Origin of the sequence: Pseudomonas abietaniphila, assembly GCF_900100795.1 — a bacterium.
Taxonomy (GTDB): domain Bacteria; phylum Pseudomonadota; class Gammaproteobacteria; order Pseudomonadales; family Pseudomonadaceae; genus Aquipseudomonas; species Aquipseudomonas abietaniphila.
In genome coordinates this window covers 26,281-52,680 of the sequence record NZ_FNCO01000006.1, presented here as the reverse complement: position 1 = coordinate 52,680, position 26,400 = coordinate 26,281, and the positions used below count along the sequence as shown (strand labels likewise).

At 58.9% G+C, this 26,400-nt stretch carries 22 protein-coding genes; 14 read left to right on the top strand and 8 right to left on the bottom strand.

The features are described from left to right. Positions 1–278 precede the first annotated feature (278 nt). The 8 genes from BLS87_RS13025 to fabF all read left to right on the top strand — a co-directional run bounded on the left by BLS87_RS13025 (position 279) and on the right by fabF (position 10,271). On the top strand, positions 279–1,721 hold the full coding sequence (locus BLS87_RS13025) for a mannose-1-phosphate guanylyltransferase/mannose-6-phosphate isomerase (RefSeq protein ID WP_074752906.1): 1,443 nt from the start codon (positions 279–281) through the stop codon (positions 1,719–1,721). 129 nt (positions 1,722–1,850) lie between these two features. After that, positions 1,851–3,224, top strand: coding sequence for a phosphohexomutase domain-containing protein (locus BLS87_RS13020; protein ID WP_074752905.1), 1,374 nt, complete (start codon positions 1,851–1,853; stop codon positions 3,222–3,224). A gap of 129 nt (positions 3,225–3,353) precedes the next feature. Further along, on the top strand, positions 3,354–4,322 hold the full coding sequence (locus tag BLS87_RS13015) for a UDP-glucose 4-epimerase family protein (RefSeq protein ID WP_074752904.1): 969 nt from the start codon (positions 3,354–3,356) through the stop codon (positions 4,320–4,322). Beyond that, the gene (locus BLS87_RS13010; RefSeq protein ID WP_074752903.1) at positions 4,319–5,335 is read left to right on the top strand and encodes an MraY family glycosyltransferase; all 1,017 of its coding nucleotides are present in this window, start codon (positions 4,319–4,321) and stop codon (positions 5,333–5,335) included. Before BLS87_RS13015 ends, BLS87_RS13010 begins: the two co-directional genes overlap by 4 nt. Positions 5,336–5,443: 108 nt before the next feature. Then, positions 5,444–7,438: a polysaccharide biosynthesis protein gene (locus tag BLS87_RS13005; RefSeq protein ID WP_074752902.1), complete on the top strand. Its 1,995-nt coding sequence runs from the start codon at positions 5,444–5,446 to the stop codon at positions 7,436–7,438. A gap of 198 nt (positions 7,439–7,636) precedes the next feature. Next, the gene (locus BLS87_RS13000; RefSeq protein ID WP_074752901.1) at positions 7,637–7,966 is read left to right on the top strand and encodes a ComEA family DNA-binding protein; all 330 of its coding nucleotides are present in this window, start codon (positions 7,637–7,639) and stop codon (positions 7,964–7,966) included. Positions 7,967–8,147: 181 nt separating this feature from the next. Continuing rightward, entirely contained in the window at positions 8,148–8,954 is an 807-nt protein-coding gene (locus tag BLS87_RS12995) for an SDR family NAD(P)-dependent oxidoreductase (RefSeq protein ID WP_074752900.1), read from the top strand. A gap of 42 nt (positions 8,955–8,996) precedes the next feature. Further along, a complete protein-coding gene (gene fabF, locus BLS87_RS12990) occupies positions 8,997–10,271 on the top strand; it encodes a beta-ketoacyl-ACP synthase II (protein ID WP_074752899.1) in 1,275 nt (424 codons plus the stop codon). 50 nt (positions 10,272–10,321) lie between these two features. Here the strand turns inward: fabF and BLS87_RS12985 are convergent, their stop codons facing one another. The 4 genes from BLS87_RS12985 to dsbD all read right to left on the bottom strand — a co-directional run bounded on the left by BLS87_RS12985 (position 10,322) and on the right by dsbD (position 14,365). Next, entirely contained in the window at positions 10,322–10,888 is a 567-nt protein-coding gene (locus tag BLS87_RS12985) for a TetR/AcrR family transcriptional regulator (RefSeq protein WP_074752898.1), read from the bottom strand. A gap of 125 nt (positions 10,889–11,013) precedes the next feature. After that, positions 11,014–11,796 (bottom strand): thiol:disulfide interchange protein DsbG, encoded by a 783-nt coding sequence (gene dsbG, locus BLS87_RS12980; protein ID WP_074752897.1) that lies wholly within the window; start codon positions 11,794–11,796, stop codon positions 11,014–11,016. Continuing rightward, complete coding sequence (locus BLS87_RS12975) at positions 11,793–12,632, bottom strand: TlpA disulfide reductase family protein (RefSeq protein ID WP_074752896.1); 840 nt, start codon at positions 12,630–12,632, stop codon at positions 11,793–11,795. Before BLS87_RS12975 ends, dsbG begins: the two co-directional genes overlap by 4 nt. Then, on the bottom strand, positions 12,632–14,365 hold the full coding sequence (gene dsbD / locus BLS87_RS12970) for a protein-disulfide reductase DsbD (protein ID WP_074752895.1): 1,734 nt from the start codon (positions 14,363–14,365) through the stop codon (positions 12,632–12,634). The genes BLS87_RS12975 and dsbD overlap by 1 nt, the downstream gene beginning before the upstream one ends. Positions 14,366–14,623: 258 nt before the next feature. On the opposite strand from dsbD, the gene BLS87_RS12965 reads away from it, so the two are divergent. Beyond that, on the top strand, positions 14,624–15,307 hold the full coding sequence (locus BLS87_RS12965; protein ID WP_074752894.1) for a response regulator: 684 nt from the start codon (positions 14,624–14,626) through the stop codon (positions 15,305–15,307). After that, a complete protein-coding gene (locus tag BLS87_RS12960; RefSeq protein ID WP_074752893.1) occupies positions 15,304–16,632 on the top strand; it encodes an ATP-binding protein in 1,329 nt (442 codons plus the stop codon). The genes BLS87_RS12965 and BLS87_RS12960 overlap by 4 nt, the downstream gene beginning before the upstream one ends. A gap of 103 nt (positions 16,633–16,735) precedes the next feature. On the opposite strand, the gene BLS87_RS12955 is transcribed toward BLS87_RS12960, so the two are convergent. Next, a complete protein-coding gene (locus tag BLS87_RS12955; RefSeq protein WP_083370672.1) occupies positions 16,736–18,838 on the bottom strand; it encodes an acyltransferase family protein in 2,103 nt (700 codons plus the stop codon). Positions 18,839–18,996: 158 nt separating this feature from the next. Further along, the gene (locus BLS87_RS12950) at positions 18,997–19,329 is read right to left on the bottom strand and encodes a hypothetical protein (protein WP_074752892.1); all 333 of its coding nucleotides are present in this window, start codon (positions 19,327–19,329) and stop codon (positions 18,997–18,999) included. A gap of 524 nt (positions 19,330–19,853) precedes the next feature. Here BLS87_RS12950 and BLS87_RS12945 point away from each other — a divergent pair. Next, on the top strand, positions 19,854–21,143 hold the full coding sequence (locus BLS87_RS12945) for a serine/threonine transporter (RefSeq protein WP_074752891.1): 1,290 nt from the start codon (positions 19,854–19,856) through the stop codon (positions 21,141–21,143). 325 nt (positions 21,144–21,468) lie between these two features. Here BLS87_RS12945 and BLS87_RS12940 read toward each other — a convergent pair whose 3' ends face one another. Continuing rightward, the gene (locus tag BLS87_RS12940) at positions 21,469–22,917 is read right to left on the bottom strand and encodes a flavin-containing monooxygenase (RefSeq protein WP_074752890.1); all 1,449 of its coding nucleotides are present in this window, start codon (positions 22,915–22,917) and stop codon (positions 21,469–21,471) included. 203 nt (positions 22,918–23,120) lie between these two features. Between BLS87_RS12940 and BLS87_RS12935 the strand changes: the two genes are divergently transcribed. Together BLS87_RS12935 and BLS87_RS34155 are read left to right on the top strand one after the other, a co-directional pair. Further along, positions 23,121–24,083: a sensor domain-containing diguanylate cyclase gene (locus BLS87_RS12935; RefSeq protein ID WP_074752889.1), complete on the top strand. Its 963-nt coding sequence runs from the start codon at positions 23,121–23,123 to the stop codon at positions 24,081–24,083. A gap of 91 nt (positions 24,084–24,174) precedes the next feature. Beyond that, positions 24,175–24,351, top strand: a complete 177-nt coding sequence (locus BLS87_RS34155; RefSeq protein WP_167362059.1) for a hypothetical protein — start codon at positions 24,175–24,177, stop codon at positions 24,349–24,351. A gap of 102 nt (positions 24,352–24,453) precedes the next feature. Here BLS87_RS34155 and BLS87_RS12930 read toward each other — a convergent pair whose 3' ends face one another. Beyond that, the gene (locus BLS87_RS12930) at positions 24,454–25,248 is read right to left on the bottom strand and encodes an SDR family NAD(P)-dependent oxidoreductase (protein ID WP_074752888.1); all 795 of its coding nucleotides are present in this window, start codon (positions 25,246–25,248) and stop codon (positions 24,454–24,456) included. Between the two features lie 369 nt (positions 25,249–25,617). Here BLS87_RS12930 and BLS87_RS12925 point away from each other — a divergent pair, with 369 nt between their 5' ends. Further along, positions 25,618–26,400 (top strand): DeoR/GlpR family DNA-binding transcription regulator, encoded by a 783-nt coding sequence (locus tag BLS87_RS12925; RefSeq protein ID WP_074753166.1) that lies wholly within the window; start codon positions 25,618–25,620, stop codon positions 26,398–26,400.

The window sequence follows — 26,400 nt, the reverse complement described above, 5'->3', positions numbered from 1 at the left end:
TAGTCAGGGCGTTTGCTGCGCGTCACTGTGTCTTTTTGCTATCATCCCGCCACGTTACCTATCTGAAATCGTTGAAAATCTTGGGTTTTGCCTCGGTGGGTGTTAGTAAATCTTACAGCAGGCTGTAGAATAATCGCCTGCTTGCAGGGCACTTGCTTCCTTCATGTCTGCGTGCCGACTGGTCCACGCGCAGTCCGGGTTGACTCTGATGCGGTCGTGTAACACCACACATACCTTTCCCAGCTACACATCTCTTGGGGAAGACTAAGGATTTTAGAATGGAATTGATTCCCGTAATTATGTCCGGCGGTGTTGGCAGCCGGCTCTGGCCTGTATCCCGCGAGACTCATCCCAAGCCTTTCATGCAATTGCCGGGCGGTCAGAACCTCATCCAGAAGACATTTTTGCGGGCCAGCAGTCTGGACGGTGTGGTCGAGATCCTGACGGTTACCAATCGTGAGCTTCTATTCAAGACCGAGGATGAATACCGGGCGGTCGACCGTGCGCATCATTCGCTGAGCTATATTCTTGAGCCCTTTGGCCGCAATACTGCAGCAGCCGTTGCTGCGGCGGCGTTGCAGCTCTTGGAAACCCGTGGTCCGGACGCTTGCATGCTGGTTCTTGCTGCCGATCACCTGATCAAAGATCAGGCGGCTTTCGCCACTGCGGTGGCAAATGCCGTCACGCTAGCCACCCAAGGCTGGTTGGTGACATTCGGTATAAAGCCAACCTATCCCGAAACAGGATTCGGTTACATCGAAGCTGATGCATTCAACAAGCTTGCTGGTGGCCAGAAAGTCGCCCGATTCGTTGAAAAGCCGAATCTGGACACCGCAAAAGCCTATGTCAGTGCCGGTAACTATTACTGGAACTCCGGCATGTTCTGCTTCCGTGTCGGGACAGTGCTTGATGAGCTACGTGCGCATGCGCCAGATGTCGTTGAAGCCGTCGCCGCCACCCTTGAAGCTTCCCGCTTGTCTACCGGCAAAGGCTATAGCTGTCGCGCGCTTGATGCCGAGACGTTTGCCAACGTGCCGGATATTTCGATTGACTACGCACTCATGGAGCGCTCGTCGAAGGTCGCAACTATTCCCTGTGACATTGGCTGGAGCGACATCGGTTCCTGGAATGCGGTCAGCGAACTGACCCATGAGGACGAAAACGGCAACCGTTTTGAAGGCGAAGTCCTGTCGCATGCTTCACGCAACAACTATGTAAACAGTGAGGAGCGTCTCACCGCATTGGTAGGCGTAGAAGACCTGCTGGTGGTGGACACGCCCGATGCGTTGCTGATCACGAACAGGGCGCACGCGCAAGACGTCAAGCACATCGTTCAGCAGTTGAAATCCGGTGGTCACACTGCTCACTTGCTGCACCGCACCGTACACCGCCCTTGGGGTACGTACACGACGCTGGAAAACGGCGAGCGCTTCAAGATCAAGCGCATCGTTGTCAAACCCAAGGCGTCGCTCTCCCTGCAGATGCACCATCACCGCAGCGAGCACTGGATTGTCGTCAGCGGCATGGCCGTGGTCATCAACGATCAGCAAGAGTTAATGCTCAATACCAACGAATCGACGTTCATTCGTGCGGGCCATAAACACCGCCTGCAGAACCCCGGTGTGATCGATCTGGTACTCATCGAAGTGCAGAGCGGTGACTACCTGGGCGAGGATGACATCGTACGTTTTGAAGATAATTACGGGCGTGTTGATAACTAATCTCCGTTTTCAGTGCCTAACCCTCGCCTCAAGCTGTCATGCGCGAGGGTAGCGCGCAGCCCGCTGGCCGGGTTGCTTCTTACTGATTAGAAGGACCCCAAGGTCCTTTCGTCGCATAGGTTTTTACACATGAATCCCGACTATCCCGTTATTCAGACCCGGTGCTTCAAGGCCTACGACATTCGTGGTCAAGTCCCGAACGATCTCGATGCCGACATCGCCTACCGCATCGGACGCTCCATCGTGGTGGAGCTGGGTGCAAAAAATATCGTGGTTGGCCGAGACATGCGTCTCGAAAGCCCGTCCCTGGCTCAGGCCCTGATGAAAGGTATCCAGGACGCAGGCGCGGATGTCATCGACATCGGTTTGTGCGGAACCGAAGAAGTCTATTTCGCCACCAGCCATTACGCCGCAGACGGTGGCGTGATGGTCACTGCCAGTCATAACCCGAAGGGTTATAACGGCATGAAGCTGGTGCAACGCGAGTCTCGCCCGATCAGCGGAGATACCGGGCTTGATGCCATTCGCCAGCGCGTTGATGCTGGCGATTTCGGCGACGTGGCCGTTCAGGTTGGCAGTGTTAAATACTCGCCAGACAAGACCGCTTACATTCAGCACCTGCTCGGTTACGTCGAAGGTGCAGAACTGCGACCGCTTAAAATTCTCGCTGACCCAGGTAACGGTGCGGTCGGTCCCGCTTTGGAAGCGATCAAATCGCAGCTGCCGTTTGACTGGGTCATCATTAACGCCGAACCGGATGGCAACTTCCCGAATGGCGTACCCAATCCGCTGTTGCCGGAAAACCGCAGCATCACCCAAGAGGCGCTTCTCCAGCACGGCTGCGATCTGGGGTTGGCGTGGGACGGTGACTTTGACCGCTGCTTCTTCTTCGATGAGAAGGGGCGTTTCGTCGAGGGCTACTACCTCGTTGGCCTGCTGGCAGAAATGCTGCTCAAGCAACATCCGGGTTCCAAGATCATCCATGATCCTCGCCTGACCTGGAACACTATCGATCAAGTACAACTGGCGGGTGGTACGCCTGTGCTGTGCAAAACCGGGCACGCCTTCATCAAGGAACGCATGCGCAAGGAGGATGCGGTGTACGGCGGCGAGATGAGCGCACACCATTACTTCCGTGACTTCGCGTACTGCGACAGCGGCATGATCCCGTGGCTCTTGGTTACCGCGTTGATGTCCGTCTCTGGCAAATCGTTTTCCCAGCTCGTCGATGAGCGCATGGCCGCTTACCCATGCAGCGGCGAGATCAACTACAAGGTTGAAGACGTCAAGACCGTCCTGAACAAGGTTTTGGAGCACTATTCTCCGATCTGTTCCAACATCGATAAGACGGATGGCATCAGCCTTGAATTTGCCGAATGGCGCTTTAATCTCCGTGGTTCGAACACTGAACCGCTGCTGCGTTTGAATGTGGAAAGTCGGCGTGATCCGCAATTGGTTGCGGCGAAAGTCAAGGAAATCGAGGGATTGCTAAGCGGTAAATAATGCAGGCTGGATCGCAGTCTTGGAATGACATGTGTCCACAGACTGCAATCCTGCTCCTTTATATTACTTGATTATCGAGTTTGCTCGGGTAACGAGATTATCCATACTGTTTATCCAACTGGATTCGAAATGGTCAGAAAAATCCTGGTGACAGGGAGCTCGGGATTTTTAGGTAGGGCATTGGTCGAAAATGCCGCTTATCTACCTGGTACCAACATTTTTGCAGCCAGCAGACAAGTAGGTCTCCAGCTCCCCACCGGTGTGAAAAATATTCCCGTAGGTAACCTTGCAACCGATACTGCTTGGCAATCCGCGCTCCGGGACATGGATGTAGTGATACACACCGCAGCCCGCGTCCACGTCATGAACGACACCGCCGCCGATCCGCTCGCGCTGTTCCGCGAGGTCAACACCGCAGGTACGCTTAATCTTGCTCGTCAAGCTGCAGCCGCTGGTGTGCGCCGTTTCATCTTTATTAGTTCGATCAAGGTCAATGGCGAGTCTACGGCGCGTGATGAAGTATTCCGGCCTGATGATGTTGCCCGTCCTTCTGATCCCTATGCGATTTCTAAATACGAAGCAGAGCTAGGTCTGTTGGAACTCGCCAAAACGTGCGCGATGGAGGTCGTGATCATCCGCCCGGTCCTGGTCTATGGACCTGGAGTCAAGGCCAATTTCCTGCAACTGATGCGGGCACTTCGCAAGGGCATTCCGTTGCCATTGGGTGCCATACGCAACGCGCGTAGCCTTGTTTCGCTGGATAATCTGGTGGACTTCATCCGGGTGTGTGTTGATCATCCGGCTGCGGCTAATCAGATTTTTTTGGTGAGCGACGGAGAAGATTTTTCCACCACAGAGCTGGCAAAGCGCCTAAAAGCATTTATGCCCTTGTCCGGCTGGCTGGTTCCAGTACCTCAGTCGATTATTCAGTTGGGCGCGAGGTTGCTGGGGCGTAAAGCCGCGGCTCAACGGGTATTAGGCTCCCTACGTGTGGATATCTCGAAGAACCGAGACTTGCTGGGCTGGACGCCGCCTGTATCAGTCGACGAGGCCCTCAAGAAGACTGTCGATCATTTTCTAGCAACGGAACAAAAATGAATTATTGGTGGTTAGCGGTCCTCGTTGCCGGGGCCTCGCTGGCGTTGACGTACTGGTTGCGTCGGTACGCCCTGCACAAAAGTCTGCTCGATATCCCCAACGGTAGGAGTTCGCATACCGTTCCAACACCGCGGGGAGGGGGCGTCGCCGTCGTGGTGAGTTATCTGGCTGCCCTAATATGGATGTACTGCGCTGGCGGCATAGAACTGTCATCCTTTATGGCGTCATTCGGTGCAGGCTTATTCATAGCCGCTCTTGGTTTCCTCGACGATCACGGCCACATCGCGGCCCGCTGGCGTCTTTTGGGGCATTTTGTGGCGGCAGCTTGGGGGTTGTTCTGGCTGGGTGGACTTCCCGCGATTCATTTATTCGGTACTGAGTTAGATCTGGGCCTGATTGGCGATGTGCTTGCGGCGTTCTATCTGGTCTGGCTGCTTAACCTCTACAACTTCATGGACGGCATTGATGGCATTGCCAGCGTAGAGGCCATTACGGTGTGCCTGGGCGCGGTGCTTATTTACGTGTTGAGTGGATTTCCCGGCCTGATTGGGCTGCCGATCTTGCTCGGCTGCGCGGTGGCAGGGTTCCTTTTCTGGAATTTTCCGCCCGCCAAAATCTTCATGGGTGATGCTGGCAGCGGGTTTCTGGGCATCATTCTGGGTATTTTATCGCTGCAGGCTGCCTGGATTTCCTCGCAGTTACTGTGGACATGGCTTATCCTCCTTGGGGTTTTCATCGTAGACGCTACAGTTACCCTCATTCGTCGGCTCGTTCGAGGCGACAAGATCTATGAGGCTCACAGAAGTCACGCTTATCAATTCGCTTCACGGCGGTTTGGTCGGCATCTTCCTGTGACGTCCGCAGTCGGTGTAATCAATCTGGTCTGGCTATTGCCCATTGCATTGTGCGTCACCCTTTTCGGGCTGGACGGTGCTTTGGGCCTGATTATTGCGTACATCCCGCTCGTCATTTTGGCCATCAGGTTCAAGGCTGGCACGCTGGAAGCAAATTGAAAGGATGCAGCGTCGTCGTCATTCGGTCAGATTGTTCGAGCGTGGCAGGAATCAACAGTCGGCGTGTGGGTCGATAGAAAGGAGTTTGAACTCTTGTTTGAGGGAAGCATGGAGAGAGTACGCGTTTTGCTGGTGGGATTGCCCCGTCGTAAGAAGCGCATAATCCAGGTTGCCACCGACATCTGTCTGGTGTGGTTTGCACTATGGATGGCCTTCGTGGTTCGACTAGGGATTGATGACCTAATCAATCCTTTGGAAATCCACACTTGGCTTTTCATCAGCGCTCCGGTCGTGGCCATCCCTTTGTTCATTCGTTTTGGTATGTACCGCGCGGTCATGCGCTACTTCGGCAACGATGCTCTGGTTGCAATCATCAAAGCCGTGAGCCTTTCCGCGTTAATACTAGGCGTTGTTGTTTATCTGTACAGCAACCACCAGCATGTCGTGCCTCGCTCCGTCATGTTCAACTACTGGTGGCTGAGCCTGGTCATGATTGGCGGTTTGCGTCTTGCCATGCGCCAATATTTTCTGGGTGACTGGTTTGGTGCCGCGCAGCACATGCCGTTCACTAGCCGAGACGATGGTCTGCCCAGAGTGGCCATTTATGGCGCCGGGGCAGCGGGTAATCAGCTGGTGGCCGCCCTCAGAATGGGCCGTTCAATGCGCCCGGTAGCCTTCATCGATGACGATGACTCGATTTCCAATCGGGTGATCTCCGGCCTGCAGGTCTACAAACCCAAGCACATCCAGCAAATGATCGATGTGACGGGCGCGCAGGAAATCCTGTTGGCGATTCCGTCTTCCGCGAGAACGCGTCGCCGGGAAATCCTCGGGTTTCTGGAAGGCTTTCCGCTGCATGTGCGCAGTGTCCCGAACTTTTCGGACCTCGCCGCTGGCCGAGTCAAAGTGGACGATCTGCAGGAAGTGGACATTGCCGACCTGCTGGGTCGCGACTCGGTTCCCGCGCAGGAAGAGCTGCTGGAGCACTGCATCAAGAACCAATGCGTGCTGGTGACGGGGGCGGGCGGCTCGATTGGTTCCGAGTTGTGTAGACAGATCGTCATGCTCAAGCCCACGACACTGCTGCTGCTGGACCACAGCGAATTCAATCTCTACACGATTCTTTCCGAGTTGGAACGCCGTATCGAGCGTGAATCGCTCAAGGTGAAGGTCCTGCCGATCCTTGGCTCCGTGCGCAACCATTCCAAGTTGCTGGATGTCATGAAGACCTGGCGTGTCGATACGGTCTACCACGCAGCCGCTTACAAGCATGTGCCGATGGTCGAGCACAATATCGCGGAGGGCGTCATCAATAACGTTGTCGGCACGCTGAACGCGGCGCAGGCAGCGCTCCAGGCAGGCGTTGCCAACTTTGTGCTGATCTCTACCGACAAGGCGGTGCGGCCCACCAACATCATGGGCAGTACGAAGCGCCTTGCTGAACTGATTCTTCAGGCCTTGAGCCGGGAAGCTGCGCCGGTGATGTTTGGTGACCGTGCGAACGTGCATCAGGTCAACAAGACGCGGTTCATCATGGTGCGCTTCGGCAATGTGCTGGGTTCGTCCGGGTCGGTGATTCCGTTGTTCCACCAGCAGATCAAGTCCGGTGGGCCGCTGACGGTGACGCATCCCAAGATCACTCGCTATTTCATGACCATTCCGGAAGCGGCTCAGTTGGTGATTCAGGCCGGTTCCATGGGGCAGGGCGGCGACGTGTTCGTGCTCGACATGGGCGAGCCGGTAAGAATTATCGAACTGGCCGAGAAGATGGTGCATCTGTCCGGCTTGAGCATTCGCTCGGAGAAGAACCCCCATGGCGACATCTCCATCGAGTTCACCGGCCTGCGTCCCGGGGAGAAGCTCTACGAAGAGTTGCTGATTGGCGATAACGTGGCCGTCACCAACCATCCGATGATCATGAGCGCCCAGGAGGATTACCTGTCGTGGGAGGCGTTCAAACAGAGCCTGTCGCATTTGCTCAAGGCGCTGGATGAAGACGACTACAACAAGGTCCGCCAGATCCTGAGCGACACGGTCAGTGGGTATGCGCCCGAGGGCGATATCGTGGACTGGATTCACCAGCAACGTCGCAACGAACCGTGAAGGTTTGAGCCTCCGAAATCTTTGCTAACGCACCCGCCGCGCTCGACTATTGGCCCGCAAGCCCCGGTTTTACCGGGGCGCAGCGCACCAAACATCTCGTCACCTTTCCCTGCATTGACGCTCCCTGAGCATCGTCTAGGTTTGGGTGGCAGCTCAGGAAAAGCTGCTCCCCCTTCACGATGTCATGGAGCATTACTCATGCGTAGAACCTATCTCTCCTCTCTGCTCTTCGCCCTGCTCACCAGCACCTCGATCGCCGTCACGGCCGCACCCGCTGCGCCAGCGAATGTTGCTCAACCCGTTGTCGCGTCGGCATCCGCCGAACAGGGCGCCAAGGTCAATATCAATACGGCCAGCGCAGACACGTTGCAAAAGGAATTGTCGGGTATTGGCGCAGGTAAAGCGGCGGCGATTGTCGCGTATCGGGACGAAAACGGGGCATTTACGTCGGTGGATGAACTGATTGAGGTCAAGGGCATCGGCAAAGCATTGCTTGATAAAAACCGCGAGAAACTCGCCCTCGATTGACCCACCCATGGCACAGAAAGACCGATCAGTGATCGGTCTTTTTTTTGCCCGTCGTTTGGCGAGGAAGGAGCGGGGCGCATTCAACCGCTTGACATTAAAAATGTCGATCGCCATATAATTCGTAAAATTACGGGCGTAATATGCCTCGGTTGCTACTCTCAATGTCCACGGAGAAACGCTCATGAGCACCCCTAACACTCAAGGTACAGCCCTGATCACCGGCGCCTCGTCAGGCATCGGCGCCGCGTACGCTGATCGTTTGGCAGCGCGCGGTTTCGATCTGCTCCTGGTCGCACGCGATCAGGCGCGCCTGGAGGCACTTGCCGGCGAACTGCGCACGAAGACGTCGGTAAAGGTCGAGGTGCTCAAGGCGGACCTGACTGACGCTTCGCACGTTTCCGCCCTCGAACAACGCCTGCGCACCGACGCGTCGATCACGCTGCTGCTGAACAATGCCGGCGTGGCGTCGAACAGCGCGTTGGCTGAGGCCGATATGGGCGAGGTCGATCGCCTGATACAACTGAACATCGTGGCGTTGACCCATTTGGCGTCTGCCGCCGCTTCCGGCTTTGTCGCCCGGCGTCGCGGCGCGATCGTGAATATCGCGTCGGTGGTGCCGATGATGCCGGAGCGCTTCAACGCGGTATACGCGGCGAGCAAGGCGTATGTGCTGAGCTTGACGCAATCGCTGAACGCGGAGATCGGTGAGAAGGGCGTTCAGGTGCAGGCCGTGATGCCTGGCGCGACGCGTACCGAGATCTGGGAGCGCGCGGGCATTGACCTCAATGCCTTTCCGCCTGAAATGGTGATGGACGTGAACGAAATGGTCGACGCTGCACTGGCCGGCTTCGATCAAAAGGAACTTGTGACCCTTCCATCGCTGTCCAACGCCGCAGACTGGGACGCGTTTGTGAATGCACGTCTGGCATTGGGTCCGAATCTGTCGTTGCAGCACGCGGCAGCCCGCTACAAAACGCCAGGTGCTTGAGTCCGCACCTGTGAATGTCCTGAATGTTGAAAAGGTGAACGCATGAGCGAACGTCGCATCGTAGTGACGGGGATGGGGCTGGTTACGCCTTTGGGTACCGGGGTCGAAGCGGTTTGGCGCCGGTTGCTCGAGGGCCGCTCCGGCATCGTACAGTTGCCTGACGACACCGTGGCCGATTTGCCGGGAAAGGTCGGCGGACCCGTGCCGATGTTGGCCGACGATCCCGAAGCGGGCTTCGATGCCGACGCTGCGGCGCCGCCCAAGGAACAGAAGAAGATGGACCGCTTTATCCTGTTCGCGCTTGGGGCTGCTCAGCAGGCCGTGGCGCAAGCGGGATGGGCACCGTCGACCGATGAAGAGCGCGAGCGCACGGCGACCATTATCGGCTCCGGCGTCGGCGGTTTCGTCTCGATTGCAGACGCGGTACGTACGAGCGATACACGTGGTCCTCGTCGCTTGTCGCCATTTACCATCCCTTCGTTTCTGGTCAACCTGGCGGCAGGGCATGTCTCTATTCAGCACGGTTTCAAAGGTCCGCTTGGCGCACCCGTGACCGCCTGTGCAGCCGGTGTGCAGGCGATTGGCGATGCGGCGCGGATGATTCGGGCCGGTGAGGCCGATGTTGCGATCGCGGGCGGCGCCGAGGCCTGTATCGACCGTGTGGCCTTGGGCGGGTTCGCCGCAGCCCGTGCGCTGTCCAGCGGCTTTAACGACACCCCGGCGCGTGCCTCGCGCCCGTTTGATCGTGATCGCGACGGCTTCGTGATGGGCGAGGGCGCTGGCATTGTCGTCATCGAAACGCTGGAGCACGCGCTGGCCCGCGGTGCCAAGCCGATCGTCGAACTGGTCGGTTACGGCACCAGTGCTGACGCCTACCACCTCACTGCCGGCCCTGAGGACGGCAGCGGTGCGCGGCGCGCGATGCAGGCGGCGATTCGTCAGGCGGGCATCAAGGCATCGGACATTCAGCACCTCAATGCCCACGCCACGTCGACCCCGGTCGGCGACAAAGGTGAAATGGCGGCGATCAAGACGGTGTTCGGGGACCAGAACGGGGTGGCGGTGACGTCAACCAAATCGGCCACCGGGCATTTGTTGGGCGCGGCAGGCGGTATCGAAGCGATCTTCACCGCGTTGGCCATTCGTGACCAGATCGCCCCCATGACGCTGAATCTGGACAACCCGGACGAAGCGGCCGCCGGCATCGACATCGTCCACGGCAGGGCCCGTCCGATGAAGATCGAGTACGCCTTGTCGAACGGTTTCGGATTCGGCGGCGTCAACGCGAGCGTGCTGTTCCGTCGCTACCCGGCGTGAACCTGTAAAGCAGAAAGCCCCTGTCGGTGACGGCAGGGGCTTTTTCTATTTCAGGCTTCGTTGATTTGCTGCTTGAGCTGTTCGCGCGTGGTTTGCAGGATCCGCTCGGCCAATGCCGGATCCTTCGCACTGCGAGCGAGCACGAGTGCACCGACCAGGCTCGACATCATCATCACGCTCTTGTCGCTGTTTTCTTTCCCGGCGGGCATGCCCGCTTCGAGCGTCTCGAGCATGCGACCGATCAGCTCGTCGGTGATTTCGCTCGGCTGACCGCGCTGGCCCAGTTCCGACGACATGGTCGGCAAGGGGCAGCCATGCTCAGGTTCGGTGCGATGCTGGGGCGACAGGTACATGTCGATGAATGCAGCAGCAGAGCCATCCCCGGACAGTTTCGCTGCCCGCGACTCATTCAACTGGTCTACCGCGCAACGCAGGGCCTTTTCGACCAGGTCATCCTTGGATTTGAAATGGGCATAGAAACCGCCATGGGTCAGGCCCAGTGCCTTCATCAGTGGCTGCAAACCGGTCGCGCCGATGCCGTCGCGACGAAAGCGTGACGCGGCTTCGTGAAGGATGCGCTGATGGGTTTGGGCTTTGTGATCTTCGGCGTAACGCATTGAGCGAGCCTCCTGACTATGGCTCTTGAAATGGTGGTCGACATTTTTACACGTATGACATGTCGGTGCAGTATCCACTTTTCGGGCCAGGTTGCCATTGGTCAGAAGGTCACAGGTTCAGAGGCTTACTTGGGACCCATCATTTTTGCCAGTACCTCAGGTCGCGGCGCGCCCTGTTGCTGCTGCACATTGCCGTTTTCATCTTTGTAGAAAATCGATGGCGTGGCTGAAAGGCCCATGTCTTCCATCAATTTCATGTTGGCATCGAGCTTGGCCTGAATGTCTTTCGGGATTTTATCCAGCGCCTTGAGCGTGCTGCTCTTGCCGGCCTGTTCATGCTTTTGCAGCGCGACTTCAGGGTTGGCGTCGGAAAGGAGGGCCGCGGCCTTGGCGGCGCTGTCTTCACGGATGACCCCGACCATGATGTGGCGCAGCTGCACTTTGCCCGACTTGACCCAAGGCCGTGCCTGTTCCCAGAACATGTTGCAGTAGGGGCAGTTGGCGTCGCTGAACAGGTAGATCACTTTGGGCGCGCTCTTGGCGCCGTCGGCGATCCAGGTGCTGGTCTCCATCTGACTCCACATCGCCTTGGTCATGGGCTCATACACCAGCTTTTGCAGCGGGGCTTCGCTCAGGTCTTCGCCTTTCTCGTCGAACAGGTTTCCGGCCAGTACATGTTTACCATCGGGCGTCAGGTACAGCGCCATGCCTTGTTTCTGATACTCGGCGGCGTAACCCTTGAGGCCGCCCGGTGCGTCGAAACTCCCTTTGATGGTCGCGCCCTTGGCCTCCAGCGCCTTGATCGGATCCGGCAGTTCTTCGGCGTGCAGGAGCGTACTTTGCAACGCGAGCAGGCTGGCGGCGGCCAGAATGGAGAGATTCAAACGTCGAGTGAATTGCGCCTTCATAGAGGGCTCCTTGAGGAGGAAGCAGGTGTTGCCGTTTCGCTGAGGCTGTCCAGGGAACGCTTCAGGCTGGCGTTGGAAAGTTCGCCCAGATGGCTGCCGAGCAAGCGGCCGTCGGGACGGTAGAAAAGGGTGGTGGGCAACGCGGCGGAGCCCACCTGTTGTGCCAGTTCGCCATGGCCATCGAATAAAACGTTGTCCAGGTGCAGGCCTTGGCTCGCGAAAAAAGTCGCGACCTCGCGAGGGCTTTCGGCCTGATTGACGAAGAGAAACGTCACGTCAGGATTGGCCTGCTGCGCGGCCTGCAATACCGGCATTTCGCGCCGGCAGGGCGGGCACCACGTGGCCCAGAGGTTAATGACCAGGGGTTTGCCACGATAGTCGTTCAGGCGCACGGGCTCACCGGCGGCATTGTGCAAGGTCAGGTCCGGAAGGCGCGCGTCCTGATGTTCTGCGCTCAGGCCCAGATTGGCCAGCCACCAGAACAGCAGCCCACTCGCCACGCCCAGGCCCATCGGGGTTCGCCGTTTCGGGTGTTTCCAGCCTCGCATCACGGCGCCGACCAGTACGGCAATCACGCCGGGCCAGACCCAAAAGCCGCCGTCGCGGATGTCGAGGACGCTCATCAGACTGCCTCGGTACTGCGGCCAGTAGGCGATCACGAAAGCGAGTCTGGCCACCACCAACCCAAGCAGAAAAAGGCCGAACAGCTCGCGTTCAGGATTGATGCCTTGTCGACGCCCGCTGATCCAGCCCACCGCCGTCGCCAGCCCCAAGGCGAGGAGCAGTAACAGGTGGTTCATCGCCAGGGTGAAGGGGCCGATCGAGAAGCTGAGCATCACCCGCGCTCCCGAGTGGTCTGCCATTGCTCGACAAATTGCGTGTCGTCTACTTCGCCGGTGATGCGCCGATCCCGCCGTTCGCTGCCATCAGGACCCAACCACAGCATCGTGGGCGGTCCAGGCACCTGATAGCGTTGGAGCAGTGCTCGACTGGCGTCGTTATCAGCGGTCACGTCCAGCCGCAGCAGACGCACGCCGTTCAATGCCTGGATCACATCGCCTTTCCCGAAGACGTTCTTCTCCATGATCTTGCAGGACACGCACCAGTCAGCGTAGTAGTCCACGAGCACCCACTGACCCTCGGCTTGGGCGGATGCGAGCTCGCGGTCCAGTACGGCGGGATCCTTGATTGTCAAAAACGCATCGTGTCGTTCGCTGTCGACCTGCGAACGGGAGCCGCTGTAGACCTTCAGTGGCTGCCAGGGATCGTCGCCGCCACCGCCTGCGCCGATCAGCATCATGGCGCCCCAGATACCCACAACCAGGCCGAGAGGGGCGCAGACCTGTGCGGCGCGCTTGAGCGCTCGGGTCTGAACGATCGCGTTGTAGGCAACGATCAGCAACAGCGCGCCCAACAGCGCCAACCAGAAAGACTCAGCCAGCAACGGCCGGATCATGAACAGCGCGGTGCCCAGCAACAGGAAACCGAAGACGCCTTTGACCAGGTCCATCCACGCGCCCGGTTTGGGCAGGAAACGGTTGCCAACGGTGACGACCAGCAAGAGCGGCAAGCCGATGCCCAGCCCCAGCACAAAGAGTATGAGGCCGCCGTGCAGAGCGTTTCCGCTTTGTGCAATGTAGAGCAGCGTGCCCGCCAGAGGTGCCGTCATGCATGGGCCGACCATCAGCCCCGACAGCGCGCCCAGCACACCCGCGCCGAGCAGGCTGCCGCCCTGACGCTGACGACCGGCGTTCTCCAGGCGATCACGCAGGAAACCAGGCAGTTGCAGCTCAAAGAAGCCGAACATCGGCAGCGAAAGAATGACGAACAGACCGGCGAAGCTGCCCAGCAACCACGGCTGCTGAAGGGTCGATTGCAGATTGCCGCCCAGCAGTGCCGCGATCACGCCCAGGCTCGCGTAGATCATTGCCATGCTCAGCACGTACACGCCCGCCAAGGCGAACCCTCTGCGCGGTCCGGCGCCGCTCCCGACGACAACGCCCGCCAGGATCGGCAGCATCGGCAACGAGCATGGGGTGAACGCCAGCAGCAGCCCCAGGCCGAAAAAGATCAGCAGGCTCCAGCCCAGCGAACGTTCCTGCAGCGTACTCGCCAGCGCCTGGTCCTGCGCCTGGCCGTCGACGACCTTCACGCCGGCGTCGCCCAGATCGACCACCTGGCTTTGCGGCGGATAACACAAACCGGCGTCGGCGCATCCCTGCCAACCGACCTTGACCTGACCATGGGCCGAGGCCGGAATCACCAGTTCAAGACCTTGGCGGTAGACCTGCTGTCGGCCAAAGTACTCGTCGTTGTGGTCTTCGCCCGCCGGCAGCGCGGGTTGTTGATTGGCGCTCAGGCCCTCGAATTTCAGACGCTTCTGATAAAGGTAATAGCCGTCAGCGATTTGCCAGTACAAGCGGGTTTCGCCGGACTCCAGACGTTCCGAACTGAACATGAACGCCTGCCCGACCTGCAGGAATTCAGGCTTCTTGAACAAGTCCCCGCCAGGCAGCGCGTTCGCCAGCAACGGAAACAACAGCAGCATCAGTACCAACAACTTGCGCATGCGTACACTCGGCAGATCATGAATGAATCGAGGGTGACGGGCGGTGATTAAGGGCCGATTAACGGCGGGTTGGCCCCTTTGCAGATACCTGAGTCTGATCGTTCCCACGCTCCGCGTGGTAATGCCTCCACCGACGCTCCGTGTCGAACGACGTTAACGCGGAACGTGGGAACGATCAGCAGCAGATATTTCCTGGCTGCTGCATAATCCGCCGTTAATCCCGCACTGTTTCAATCGCCTTTTTTTCGAGGCCGCTTCATGCACGTATTGCTCTGTGAAGACGACGACCTGATTGCCAGCGGCATCGTGGCCGGGCTCGATGCCCAAGGCCTGACCGTGGACCGCGTGGCGACCGCCTCTGCGGCGCGGGCCATGCTTGCGGCGGCGCATTTCGACGTCATGGTTCTGGACCTCGGCTTGCCCGACGAAGACGGGCTCAAGCTGCTGCGTCAATTACGCCAGCAAGGCACCGACATTCCGGTGCTGATCCTCACGGCGCGCGACACCGTCACCGATCGGGTCGACGGCCTGCAGGCCGGGGCCGATGATTACCTGCTCAAACCCTTCGACCTGCGCGAGCTCAGTGCCCGTCTGCACACGCTGGTCCGGCGCATGGCCGGGCGCAGCGTCAACGTGATCGAGCATGGCGCCTTGACCTACGACCCGAGCAGTCGTGAAACCCGTCTCGCCGGTCAGCCCGTTGACCTGTCGCGGCGCGAGCAGGCGTTGCTTCAGGCGTTGCTCAACAACCACGGCCGGGTGCTGTCCAGCGAACAACTCAAAGACTGCGTCTACGGTTTTGGCGACGAGGTCGAAAGCAACGCGCTCAACGTTCATATTCACCACCTGCGACGCAAGCTGGGCGGCGGCATCATCGAAACCGTTCGCGGCCTGGGTTATCGATTAGGCCCGGCCGGTGAAGCCCCGGAGCCCCACGGATGATGAGTTTGAGAACGCGCCTGAGCCTGATCCTCGGCTCGGCGTTCATCGTGATCTGGGTGCTGGCCGCCGCGTGGATGCTGCGTGACTTGCGCACACAGATGATGGAATCGCTGGATCAACGGCTCGAGGCCTCGGCACGTATGGTCGCCGGGCTGCTGGAACAGATTCAGATGCCCGCCGATGCCGAGGGCCGGTCGCTGCGAGCGGGGGAGTTGGGGATTCCCAACGGCATGGCCTGTCAGCTCAGCTCGTTGCGCGGGCAAGTACTGGCCAGGACCGACAGCTCGCCCGCCGAACCACTGAAAGCGGATTCCAGTGGTTTCCACGACCAGATGATCAACAACGAGCACTGGCGCGTGTACACCATGATGCACGGCAACGTGCGGGTGAGCACCGCGGACCGACAGATCGAGCGCGATGTGCTGGGCCACTCGGTGTTACTGGCCGCCTCGTTGCCGGTGCTGGTGGCGCTGTTTGGCAGTCTGATTCTGGTCTGGTTCGGCATCGGTCGCGGTCTCGCGCCGCTCAATCGAATGCGTGACGCCTTGAATCGCCACAGCGCGGACTCGGTCGAACCGCTGGACGTGCCCAACCTGCCGAGCGAATTGCAGCCGCTGCTCAAGAGCCAGAACCAGCTGTTCCAGCGCATCGCCCAGACACTGGAGCGCGAGCGCCGGCTGACCGGTGATGCGGCGCACGAGTTGCGCAGCCCGTTGACGGCGATCAAGACCCACCTGCAAGTGGCGCGCATGACCGAGGGTGAAAAGCGCGACAAGGCGCTGGCACACGCCGAGGAGGGCGCCGATCGCATGCACCGCACGCTTGAGCAGCTTCTGTTGCTGGCGCGGGTGGAGGGCAGTCTGTCGTTCGACGATGGCGTGCAGTGCGACGCCGAGCAGGTCGCGCGGCTGGCCATTCACGATGCCAACCACGGCGATGATGAGCGTATCGAACTGATCCTGCCGACGCAGTTATCCACAGCGCCCGTGGAAATGCCGGCGGCGTTGGCGGTCGCGGCCTTGCGCAATTTGCTGGACAACGCACTGCGCCATACGCAGCCCGGCGCGCGGGTGGAGTTGAGCCTGGAAACGTTCGACGGCCAGGCGCATTTCCGGGTGCGCGATTACGGCCCCGGCATTCCCGAACCCGATCTGGACAAGCTGACCCAGCGCTTCTGGCGCAATGGCAAAAGCCCCGGCGCAGGGCTCGGATTGGCGATCGTTCAGGCCATCGTCCAGCGTTGTGCGTGTTCGTTGAAGTTTGACAGCCGCAGCGACGGGTTGCGGGTTGAGTTGAGCGTGCCGCTGCGCAGATGGGTGGCCTGAACAGCGCACTTGCCCGTTTCTCAGAGCAGCTTGCTGCATTGGGCCCTCATTTTTACCGCACCGCTACCACGAGCCAGGTAGCGGAGCGGCATTCGCACTGATTTCACTTTAGCGGGTTTCCAAACGTCTTCAGATAGAGCTCTGCGAACCTATAAGACGCGAAGTCAGTGATATGCCCCACATCTCGATACACTGGCACGCCTTCCATTTCGGTGACGCATTGACCCTGTTCGCACTGAACGTCCTTGGGGTCGATGAATATCAAAGAAGGAAAGTCGTGCTTGAGCGCACTGAACAGCGTTTCGAACCAGTCCGCATCTTTGGGGCTTTCACCTGTGGTGGCACAGTTGGCCGACGCTTCTGTGCTACCGAAGCCATCCTGCATTTTGAGGTGTTGCGACAGGCATTCGTTGACCGCAGTGGGCATCGCCTGGACGGCCTTGATAATGACAGGTGTAGCACCGGATTCGATGATCAGCTTCAGGGCGTTGCGCATCGACGCTTCAAGCCTGGCCCTGGACAGTTCGGTCGTGCGCTCATCGGAAAGGCTGTGGACGACGCTGTCGCCGGTGTAGTTGCCCCAGATCTGGCCGAGCACCACGTACTTGTATCGATTTGACCTAATCAGGTTGTAGAAATCCACCGCCCGGTCGTGGCACTTGGTGTAAAGCACGTCTTTGAACTTCCACCAGCTGTACAGATAGACATCCGGTAGGGAAAGGCATGCCGACGTACTTAAAGCCGTGACTGACACACTTGCGTCTTTACCCAGAACGTCCATGAATCCCATGTATTGATTGGAAAATGAGTCGCCGATCATGAGCGCCCGGGATGGGGAAGGGACATCTCCAATCACACACCGCGGATCGGACTCATCCGTCACGCCGTCAATGCAGTACCGTCTGTTTTTGAGTTCGTGAGCCGCCAGCGTTTTTTGGCTGGCGGCGAATTCCGAGCCAAAACGTTGCGCAAACCCGCCATGGGCATCGGCGAGTTTGTAAGCGACTGAAAACGCTACCGCCGGAAAGATGATCAGCAGCACCAGCGTGGGAAGAAACCTCAGCCTTACTCGACGAAGTCGTTTCTCGACCCAGGCATAGGAGGCCACCGCCAGAACGATTGACCCAGCGTAATAGACGCCTTCTGAATAGTGGGCGGCTGTCAGCCCCAGGTACGCCGTAACCGCCAGCACTGGCCAATGCCAGAGGTACAGCGAGTAAGAGACCTTGCCCAGCGAACGCGGCAGCACGCTTGCGGTAACCCTGCTGTGAATACCGTTCGCGCCGACTTCCTTGAGCAGCAAAGCTGCCGTGGCGACGCTCACGAGCAGTGCATGGTAGTCAGGAAAGCCGCGAAGAATGCCCGTTCGGGTACTGCAATAAAAGATGACGAACAGGGCTGCCAGTCCGATCACACTTGCCGAATGCTTACCGAGCTTGATTCTGTCCCCATTCAATACCACCACACAGGCACCGATCAGCAACTCGAACACCCGGGATGCGAAATAGTAATAACTGTTATCCGGTTGATGGATAGAAAGTGTGAGTGCCACCGCAGCGGCGATCGCGGTGGCCACAGGAGCGATGATTTTCAGTGTGGATGCGGACACTTTTTTGTACAGAAGCATAAGGCAGGCAGGTAGCAGGAAGTACCACTGCCATTCGATGGCTAACGACCAAGTGTGCAGCAGCAATAAGGAAGAAGTGTCATCGGCTGCATAGGCGGTCGTGGTCCTTTCGAAGTATTGATTAGAAAGAAACATCGTCGCGTATTTGGCGCTTTTTAGGTAGTCGACGAAATCAACTGGCAGGTAAACCAGCGCGGCAACTCCCAGCGTGGCGACATACACCGCAATCATTGCCGGTTGCAGGCGCCAGGCGCGCCTTGCATAGAACTGCGCAATGTTGAAAGCGCCCGTAGACAGGTCTTTAAGCACAATGGAAGTGATCAGAAACCCTGAAATCACAAAAAATACGTCAACGCCGATGAATCCGGAAGAGAAGACCGAGTTTCCCCCATGAAACAGGAGAACCAGCAACACGGCGATCGCACGCAGGCCGTCGATATCGGCGCGATAATTTTGAGCCGGACCACGGGCAACGTTTGTTGGCTGGATTGCATCGACAGTCTTGTGGAGATGGCGCAGATCTGTCTGGCCTTTGTACATTGCGGGCGCGAATGCGACCGTTTCGTTTTTGATTTTCAATCCTGCTGCGTCCCTGTGTTTACGCACTTCGCCGATTTCCCTCGCTCGAATGGGAAGCGAGTTGGAGTGGCCGCTCTATAGTGAGTCGCGAAGTTGTACGAATGGTGTAGTTGTCATTGTCCGCCAGCAACGTCTGGCGGAATGGGAGGGGACCACTGTCACCCTCGCGCGCTGGCAATCCAGCCTGGTGTGCGGGCTTTTTGAAGTAACTCTGCCAACGTGTGCGGGTGTTCTGTTTCGTCAGGTATGGGATGACTGAGCGACGGCCCGGAAACTTCGTCAATATCATCAAGCGTTAAAGACGTATCGCCATCTTCAATCGCAAGCCTTAGTGCATGAGCTTCGGAGTGCGCGGCATACACATCTTCGACTCCAACCCAGAAAGCACGAAGCGGCTTGCGCTTCAAACGGCCGACTATCCAGCCTGTAATAAACCTCAATGCAGACAGCCCCTTGGCTCTACGGGGCATCGGAGCAAAAAATACGATCATTGATAGCTCATTTATCAAGTTAGCGGAATTGGCAGGCCGAAAGCTCTGACGGCTCTCTGACGGTTCCTCTGGTGGGCGCATTTTGCCACCATCAGAGAAAGGCACATAGATAAAATTACGCCTGGCATAAAAGCGGCGCTTAGCCCGGTGCCGGATCACTCACTACCTGTACATGCCAGCTGAACGGTGGGAACGAATTCATTCAGGATGCGTAGCGTCAGACGATACATCTGCGGCGCCTGACCTGGTTTTCGCGAATGAATTCGCTCCCACAGGTGTTGCGTCCGTCATGAGCTCGGTCAGGGTGTCCGGCTGGGTATGATGGCTGCGTAATCTTGTCGCAGTTCCCCGTGCGAAACCTCCGAAACGACGACCATCCCTCCGACAACCCTTTGATTCTGTTCCCTAATCCCGGACAATCGCGCCCCTTTCCCTGTAGAGAACCGGTCAGGGGCGCTGACTGCCGAGCTTTTCGATGCGCTTTTGACCTTGTAGCTATCACCGGCAACGGAGAAATCGACCGGATGAATGATCAGGCCAACAGCGTCGAACAACGCATCGATGCCGCGCCCGCGAGCGTGACGACGGAATTGACCGCGTGGAATCGCCACGACACCACCTGGATGCTCGGGTTGTTTGGCACCGCCATCGGTGCTGGCACTTTGTTTCTGCCGATCAACGCAGGCATCGGGGGTTTCTGGCCGCTGCTGATCCTCGCCCTGCTCGCATTCCCCATGACGTTTTACGCGCACCGCGGGCTGACCCGTTTCGTGCTGTCCGGGCGCGCGGGTGCCGACATCACTAAAGTCGTCGAGCAGCATTTCGGTAAGAAAGCCGGCGCGCTGATCACGTTGCTGTATTTCTTCGCCGTGTTTCCGATTCTGCTGATCTACAGCGTGGCGCTGACCAACACCGTCACCAGTTTCCTCGAGCATCAACTTCACATTCAGCCGCCGCCACGCGCAGTGCTGGCGTTCGTGCTGATCCTGGGCCTGCTGGCTGTGGTGCGGTGCGGCGAGCGACTCATCGTCAAGGCCATGAGCCTGATGGTGTATCCGTTCATCGTGGCGCTGCTGTTCCTGGCGGTGTTCCTGATCCCGCACTGGACCGGTGGCATTCTTTCCACCGCCGCCAGCGTGCCCGCGCCTTCGGCCTTTTTGCACACGTTGTGGCTGGCGATTCCGGTGATGGTGTTCTCGTTCAACCACTCGCCGATCATTTCCGCGTTCGCGGTCGATCAAAAGCGTCAGTACGGCCAGCAGGCAGAGCAGCGCAGCTCGCAGATCCTTGCACGTGCCCATGGCCTGATGGTCGTCATGGTGCTGTTCTTCGTCTTCAGCTGTGTGCTGACTCTCTCGCCTGAGCAACTGGCCGAGGCCAAGTCGCAGAACCTGTCGATCCTGTCGTACCTGGCCAACCACTTCAGCAACCCGACCATTGCGTTCGCCGCGCCGTTGATCGCGTTCGTGGCGATTACCAAATCGTTCCTGGGTCACTACATCGGTGCCAGCGAAGGTTTGAAAGGCCTGGTGGTCAAGAGCGGGCGTCGTCCTTCGCCACGCACGCTGGATCGCCTGACGGCAGCGTTCATGCTGGTAGTGTGCTGGCTGGTGGCAACGCTCAACCCGAGCATCCTCGGCATGATCGAAACCCTCGGTGGCCCGATCATCGCCGCGCTGCTGTTCCTGATGCCGATGTATGCCGTGCGCAGGGTGCCGGCCATGCGTCAGTACGCCGGCAAGCTGTCCAACGTGTTCGTGGTGGTGGTCGGCCTGGTGTCGATCTCGGCGCTGGTTTATTCGTTGCTGCCGTAACGGTGGGGGAGCGGCTTGGTGCTGGATCAGCTGCATTCTCAGACCTCAGACCTGTAGGAGCCGGCTTGCTGGCGAATGCGGTGGATCAGCTACATTGATGCTGAATGACGCACCGCATTCGTCCGAGTTGCGGCCCATACCCCCGTAACCTCGGACGTCTCCTACAGGGATCGGATTGATGCGCAAACTTGTGCTCAGACCTCAGACCTGTAGGAGCCGGCTTGCTGGCGAATGCGGTGGATCAGCTACATTGATGCTGAATGACACACCGCATTCGCTGCCCTCGTAACCTCGGACGTCTCCTACAGGTAACGAGTTGAATCCTTCACTCTCGCAAGAGGTGATCGTCGCGTTTCATCTTTCGGGCGAGCCAATAAAAGCTGCAACTGAACCCCGGAAACATCGCCACCACTTTGCCGCTGCTGTTCTGGTACCAGCTGCGGCACCCTCCCCAGGACCAGACGGTCTTGGTCATCTCGCGGTGCACCTTTGCTGTGTAAGCGGCTTCGGCTTCCTCCCGTACCTCGACGCTGCGCATGCCTTGATCGTTGACCGCGTTGATGCAGGCCATCACGTAGCGCATCTGTGCTTCGAGCATGAACAGCGCCGACGTGTGACCGCTGCCGGTGTTAGGTCCTGCGAGCACGAACAGGTTGGGGAAGCCCGGCACGCTCGTGCCCAGATACGCTCGGGGGAACGGCTGCCAGGCATCGTTTAACGAGCGGCCGTTCTGACCGATGACGGTATAGGGAATGGCGTCGTCGGTGGCATTGAAACCCGTGGCCCAGACGATCAGGTCCACCTCAAGAGACTGGCCATCCGACGTCACGATTCCGGACGCGTCGAGACGCTCGATGCCTTCTGTGTGCAGGGTCACATTGTCCCGACACAGCGTGGGGTATAACTCGCTGGACAGCACCACGCGTTTGCAGCCCAAGGTGAAGTCTGGGGTCAATCGGCGGCGCAGTTCGGGGTCTTTGACCTGTCGCTCAAGGTGACGGCGGGCCATCCGCTCAAACACGGCGATCCCTGCTCTTGAATACTTTAAACCGATGAAGCGGCTCTCCAGTTTCAAGTAGATCAGGCTGCGTAACAGTCGGTAGAACAGCGGCCATTTGAGCAGCCTGCGTTCGAAAGGCTTGAAGCGGTGATCGGGCCTGGGCAGCACCCAGTGAGCGGTCCGTTGAAAAACGTGCAAGTGCGATACCTGCGGCGCGATCGCGGGAATGATCTGCGCTGCACTCGCGCCGTTCCCGACAATCGCCACCTGTTTCCCTCGGTAGTCGAAATCGTGTTCCCAGCGGTTGCTGTGGAAGCTTTTACCCTCGAACAGATGTACCCCCTCGAACGAGGGGAGTTGCGGCTGGCTCAAGGGGCCGGATGCGTTGATCACAAACTGCCCCTGAAAGACGCCTTTGCTGGTTTGAACGGTCCAGTGCCGCGACACGTCATCCCAGACCATCGACTCGACATCGGCGCCAAGTTCGATCTTTTCCTCCAGCCCGAAGCGGTCGACGACGTGCCGGGTATAGCGACGCAACTCGTCCTGCCCGGCGTACATTTGCGTCCACGGAAATGGCGCTGACGACAGCGAATAGAGCGGCGAGGGGACATCCACGGCGGCACCGGGGTATGTGTTCTGGCACCAGGTGCCGCCGAAGAAATCGCGGCGTTCCAGCAGACGGAAATCAGTGATCCCGGCCTTGAGCAGGTTGATCGCTGCGCATTGGCCGCCAAACCCGCTGCCAATGATGAGCACCCTAAATGTCTGCACGGGCCGCCTCTTCTTGTTGTTATGCCTGTTCATCGTTGTAGCAGCGTAGCTTGCGCGCGATGCTTGCTGCCTGAATGAACCAGACCACGGCCCGCCTCACCGACCGTCTGGAAGTCCGACCCGCCACTCGGTCCCTGCTTGCGCGGCATGAATGGTGGCAACATGATGTCGCCATCTTCCTGCCCTCTGGAAACCGGTCGACCATGAGTGACGAATCTCTGCCCTCAGGCACTGACAGCGATGTCTATAAAACCCTGCTTGAATCGACAAAGGCCATCCCGTGGCGGATCGACTGGCAGAGCATGACGTTCAGCTACATCGGTCCGCAGATCGAGCAATTGCTGGGCTGGGAGCAGGGCAGTTGGGTCGGCGTCGATGACTGGGTCGAGCGCATGCACCCGGACGACCGTGATTACGTGGTCAACTTTTGCGTGTCGCAATCCAGGGCCGGTGTCGATCACGAGGCCGATTACCGCGCGTTGACCAAGGACGGCGAATACGTCTGGATCCGCGACGTGGTGCACGTGGTGCGCAAGAACGGCGAGGTCGAGGCGTTGGTCGGCTTCATGTTCGACATCAGCGAGCGCAAGAAAACCGAAGAGCATCTGGTGCGCCTGCAGAAACAACTGGAGGCGTTTTCCTATCAGGACGGCCTGACGGGCATTGCCAACCGACGCATGTTCGATACCGTGCTCGAACGGGAGTGGACCAGCGCTCAGGAAACCGGTCAGTCGATGTCGCTGATCATGATGGATATCGACTACTTCAAGCAGTACAACGACCACTACGGCCACATCAAGGGCGATGAGGCGCTGCGCACGGTGGCCAAGACGTTGTCGCAGGCCGCTAACAACCCGCGTGATTTCATCGCCCGTATCGGTGGCGAAGAGTTCGTCTGGTTGCTTCCCGAGACCACGCAGGAGCAGGCGCGCAGGGTGGCGGAGAAATGCATGCAGCTGGTTCGTCAGCAGCAGATTCCCCACGAAAAATCAGAAGTGTCTGCGCTGCTGACGCTCAGCCTGGGCGTCGGCACTATGGTGCCCTCGGCCGGTGAAAACGCTGTTTCCTTCATCGAGAAGGTCGACGGCCTGCTGTACCACGTCAAACGCAACGGACGCATGCGCGCGGAGTACGCTGAGTTCCAGGGCAGCCTCGCCGCTTTATGACCAGCGGGTCGTGAATCGACGAGTGGTTCACGAAGCTGGTCTATAGTCTCTCAGCGTTCTTACGCGCATCTTTGGACAGGGAGGCTCAAACATGGCTGACAAATCCGTTGTATTGGCGAGCGCGGAGATCTTCGACTCGTCCGTGTCATTCAAACCCACTGACTTTCCCCGTATCGGGAGGGCCAGAGCGGAGTCAGACAATTTCGAGCTGAGCGAACTGAAACCCTGGTTCACGTTGGTGGACGACGAGGAAGAAGAGGAGGAATAGACACCTTGATACCGCCGAGAAAGACCAGGGGTGTTACTGATGTGCACCTCTGGTCTCCCGCGTCACAGGCAATTCCCTTCCTTCCAACCCCGCCCTGATGAATCACGCGATGGTGTCGACCACGCCGCCGTCCACGCGCAGCGCCGCGCCGGTGGTCGCCGACGCCTGTTTCGACGACACGTAGACCACCATGTTCGCCACTTCGTCGATGGTGGCCGCGCGCTGAATGATCGAGCTGGGGCGGTGCTCCATGACAAACGCCGCGCCTGCTTCTTCCAGCGACTTGCCGGTTTTCTCGACTTCTTTCTGGAGCATGTCTGCCACACCTTCGGACAGGGTCGGACCGGGCAACACGGCGTTCACCGTGACCCCAGTGCCAGCCATGCGTTTGGCCAGGCCGCGCGAGATCGACAGGTTGGAAGTCTTGGTGAAACCGTAATGGATCATGTCGGCCGGGATGTTCAGGGCCGACTCGGACGAGATGAAGACAATCCGGCCCCAGCCGCGCTTGGCCATGTCGTCCGCATAGGCGCGGGACAGCCGCACACCCGACATGACGTTGACGTCGAAGAAGCGCTGCCAAACGTCATCCGGCGTTTCGAAGAAGTCCTGCGGGCCGTAGATCCCGACGTTGTTGATCAGGATGTCGACCTGCGGCACCGCCTTTACCAACGCTTCACAGCCAGCAGCGGTGCCGACGTCAGTCGCCACGCCCCGCAGTGTCGCGCCCGGCACATCCTGCTTCAGCCGAGCCACCGCCGCGTCGACCGCCTCCTGCTTACGCCCATTGACGATCACCTCGGCCCCCGCTTCCGCCAGGCCTTTGGCAATCGCATACCCGATGCCCAGCGTTGAACCCGTTACCAGAACAGTCTTGCCGGTCAAATCGATGTTCATGTCGGATGTCTCCGTGAAGGTCATAAAGAAAGATGGAGTGCTGGAAGAGGTGTGGGTTCCGCGTCTGCCACAGGTCTGCGGATCAACACAAAACCTGTAGGAGCAATCGGAGGTTACGACGGTCGCGAATGCGGTGTGTGAGTCGACATTGAGGCAACTGACCCACCGCGTTTTCAAAGCCGACAATGACGCTATGTGTGATTCGGTTTCGACGCAGAGCGTCGGCAGATGCATTCCCACGCGGAGCGTGCGGAACGATCATCGGCGGTCTCGCCCTGATTATCCCGTCAGCCCGTTTGACTTTTACGCCGACGAAAACGCATGATCCTGCTCGTTTATGATCGGTTCAGCATGTTGTCGAGGTCTTTTATGTCTGCCAATCCCGAAGCTTTTCCTGGCGAGCGTCAGCGTCTGATCACTGAGCGCCTGGCCGTGCACGGTCGGGTGATTGCGGCCGATCTGGCGGCTGAGTTCAATGTGTCCGAGCATTCGATTCGCCGTGACCTTGGCGCGCTCGCCGCAGCCGGGTTGTGCAAGCGGGTGTATGGCGGGGCGATTTCGCTGGCGTCGGACGGGCCGCTGACTGCGCGCATCGAGCAGGAACCTAACCGCAAAGGCACATTGGGCGTGGCAGCGGCGGGGCTGATCAGCGCCGGGCAGCATGTGTTCATCGACGGCGGCTCGACCAATCTGGCGATTGTGCGAGCCATCGATCCGCAGATGGCGCTGACCGTGACCACCAATTCACCGGTGCTGGCGGTGGAGTTGATGAAGTTGCCGTTGGTGGAGGTAATTCTGCTGGGTGGGCGCCTCAGCCCGATCGCGGGCAGCACGTACGGCTTCACGACGATTCAGCAGTTGACCCACTTCAACTTCGACCTGTGTTTCCTGGGGGCGTGCGCGCTGGACGCCGTCAAGGGCGTGACGGCGTTCGACATGGACGTTGCCGAGTTCAAGCGCGCGGTGGTGGCGCGCAGCGGGCAGGTGGTGGTGGCGGTGATCAACGAGAAGCTGTCGAGCATCGCCCACTATCAGGTTGCGCCGTGCGAGGAAGTCGGTGCCTTGGTGGTCGAGCACGATGCGCCGGTGGACAGATTGGAGCTGTTTCGCGGCAAGGTCGCCCAGATCGTCAGGGCGCAGCCCGGTCCCTGA

What these genes read in the sequence shown, in the direction of transcription:
- BLS87_RS12925 (WP_074753166.1), top strand. Translation starts at nt 25,618, where the DNA reads ATGTCTGCCAATCCCGAAGCTTTTCCTGGCGAGCGTCAGCGTCTGATC.
- BLS87_RS13000 (WP_074752901.1), top strand. Translation starts at nt 7,637, where the DNA reads ATGCGTAGAACCTATCTCTCCTCTCTGCTCTTCGCCCTGCTCACCAGC.
- BLS87_RS12945 (WP_074752891.1), top strand. Translation starts at nt 19,854, where the DNA reads ATGAATGATCAGGCCAACAGCGTCGAACAACGCATCGATGCCGCGCCC.
- BLS87_RS13005 (WP_074752902.1), top strand. Translation starts at nt 5,444, where the DNA reads ATGGAGAGAGTACGCGTTTTGCTGGTGGGATTGCCCCGTCGTAAGAAG.
- BLS87_RS12965 (WP_074752894.1), top strand. Translation starts at nt 14,624, where the DNA reads ATGCACGTATTGCTCTGTGAAGACGACGACCTGATTGCCAGCGGCATC.
- BLS87_RS12935 (WP_074752889.1), top strand. Translation starts at nt 23,121, where the DNA reads ATGAGTGACGAATCTCTGCCCTCAGGCACTGACAGCGATGTCTATAAA.
- fabF (WP_074752899.1), top strand. Translation starts at nt 8,997, where the DNA reads ATGAGCGAACGTCGCATCGTAGTGACGGGGATGGGGCTGGTTACGCCT.
- BLS87_RS12985 (WP_074752898.1), bottom strand. Translation starts at nt 10,888, where the DNA reads ATGCGTTACGCCGAAGATCACAAAGCCCAAACCCATCAGCGCATCCTT.
- BLS87_RS12975 (WP_074752896.1), bottom strand. Translation starts at nt 12,632, where the DNA reads ATGCTCAGCTTCTCGATCGGCCCCTTCACCCTGGCGATGAACCACCTG.
- BLS87_RS12960 (WP_074752893.1), top strand. Translation starts at nt 15,304, where the DNA reads ATGATGAGTTTGAGAACGCGCCTGAGCCTGATCCTCGGCTCGGCGTTC.
- BLS87_RS13020 (WP_074752905.1), top strand. Translation starts at nt 1,851, where the DNA reads ATGAATCCCGACTATCCCGTTATTCAGACCCGGTGCTTCAAGGCCTAC.
- BLS87_RS12930 (WP_074752888.1), bottom strand. Translation starts at nt 25,248, where the DNA reads ATGAACATCGATTTGACCGGCAAGACTGTTCTGGTAACGGGTTCAACG.
- BLS87_RS13015 (WP_074752904.1), top strand. Translation starts at nt 3,354, where the DNA reads ATGGTCAGAAAAATCCTGGTGACAGGGAGCTCGGGATTTTTAGGTAGG.
- BLS87_RS13025 (WP_074752906.1), top strand. Translation starts at nt 279, where the DNA reads ATGGAATTGATTCCCGTAATTATGTCCGGCGGTGTTGGCAGCCGGCTC.
- BLS87_RS34155 (WP_167362059.1), top strand. Translation starts at nt 24,175, where the DNA reads ATGGCTGACAAATCCGTTGTATTGGCGAGCGCGGAGATCTTCGACTCG.
- BLS87_RS13010 (WP_074752903.1), top strand. Translation starts at nt 4,319, where the DNA reads ATGAATTATTGGTGGTTAGCGGTCCTCGTTGCCGGGGCCTCGCTGGCG.
- BLS87_RS12995 (WP_074752900.1), top strand. Translation starts at nt 8,148, where the DNA reads ATGAGCACCCCTAACACTCAAGGTACAGCCCTGATCACCGGCGCCTCG.
- dsbG (WP_074752897.1), bottom strand. Translation starts at nt 11,796, where the DNA reads ATGAAGGCGCAATTCACTCGACGTTTGAATCTCTCCATTCTGGCCGCC.
- BLS87_RS12950 (WP_074752892.1), bottom strand. Translation starts at nt 19,329, where the DNA reads ATGATCGTATTTTTTGCTCCGATGCCCCGTAGAGCCAAGGGGCTGTCT.
- dsbD (WP_074752895.1), bottom strand. Translation starts at nt 14,365, where the DNA reads ATGCGCAAGTTGTTGGTACTGATGCTGCTGTTGTTTCCGTTGCTGGCG.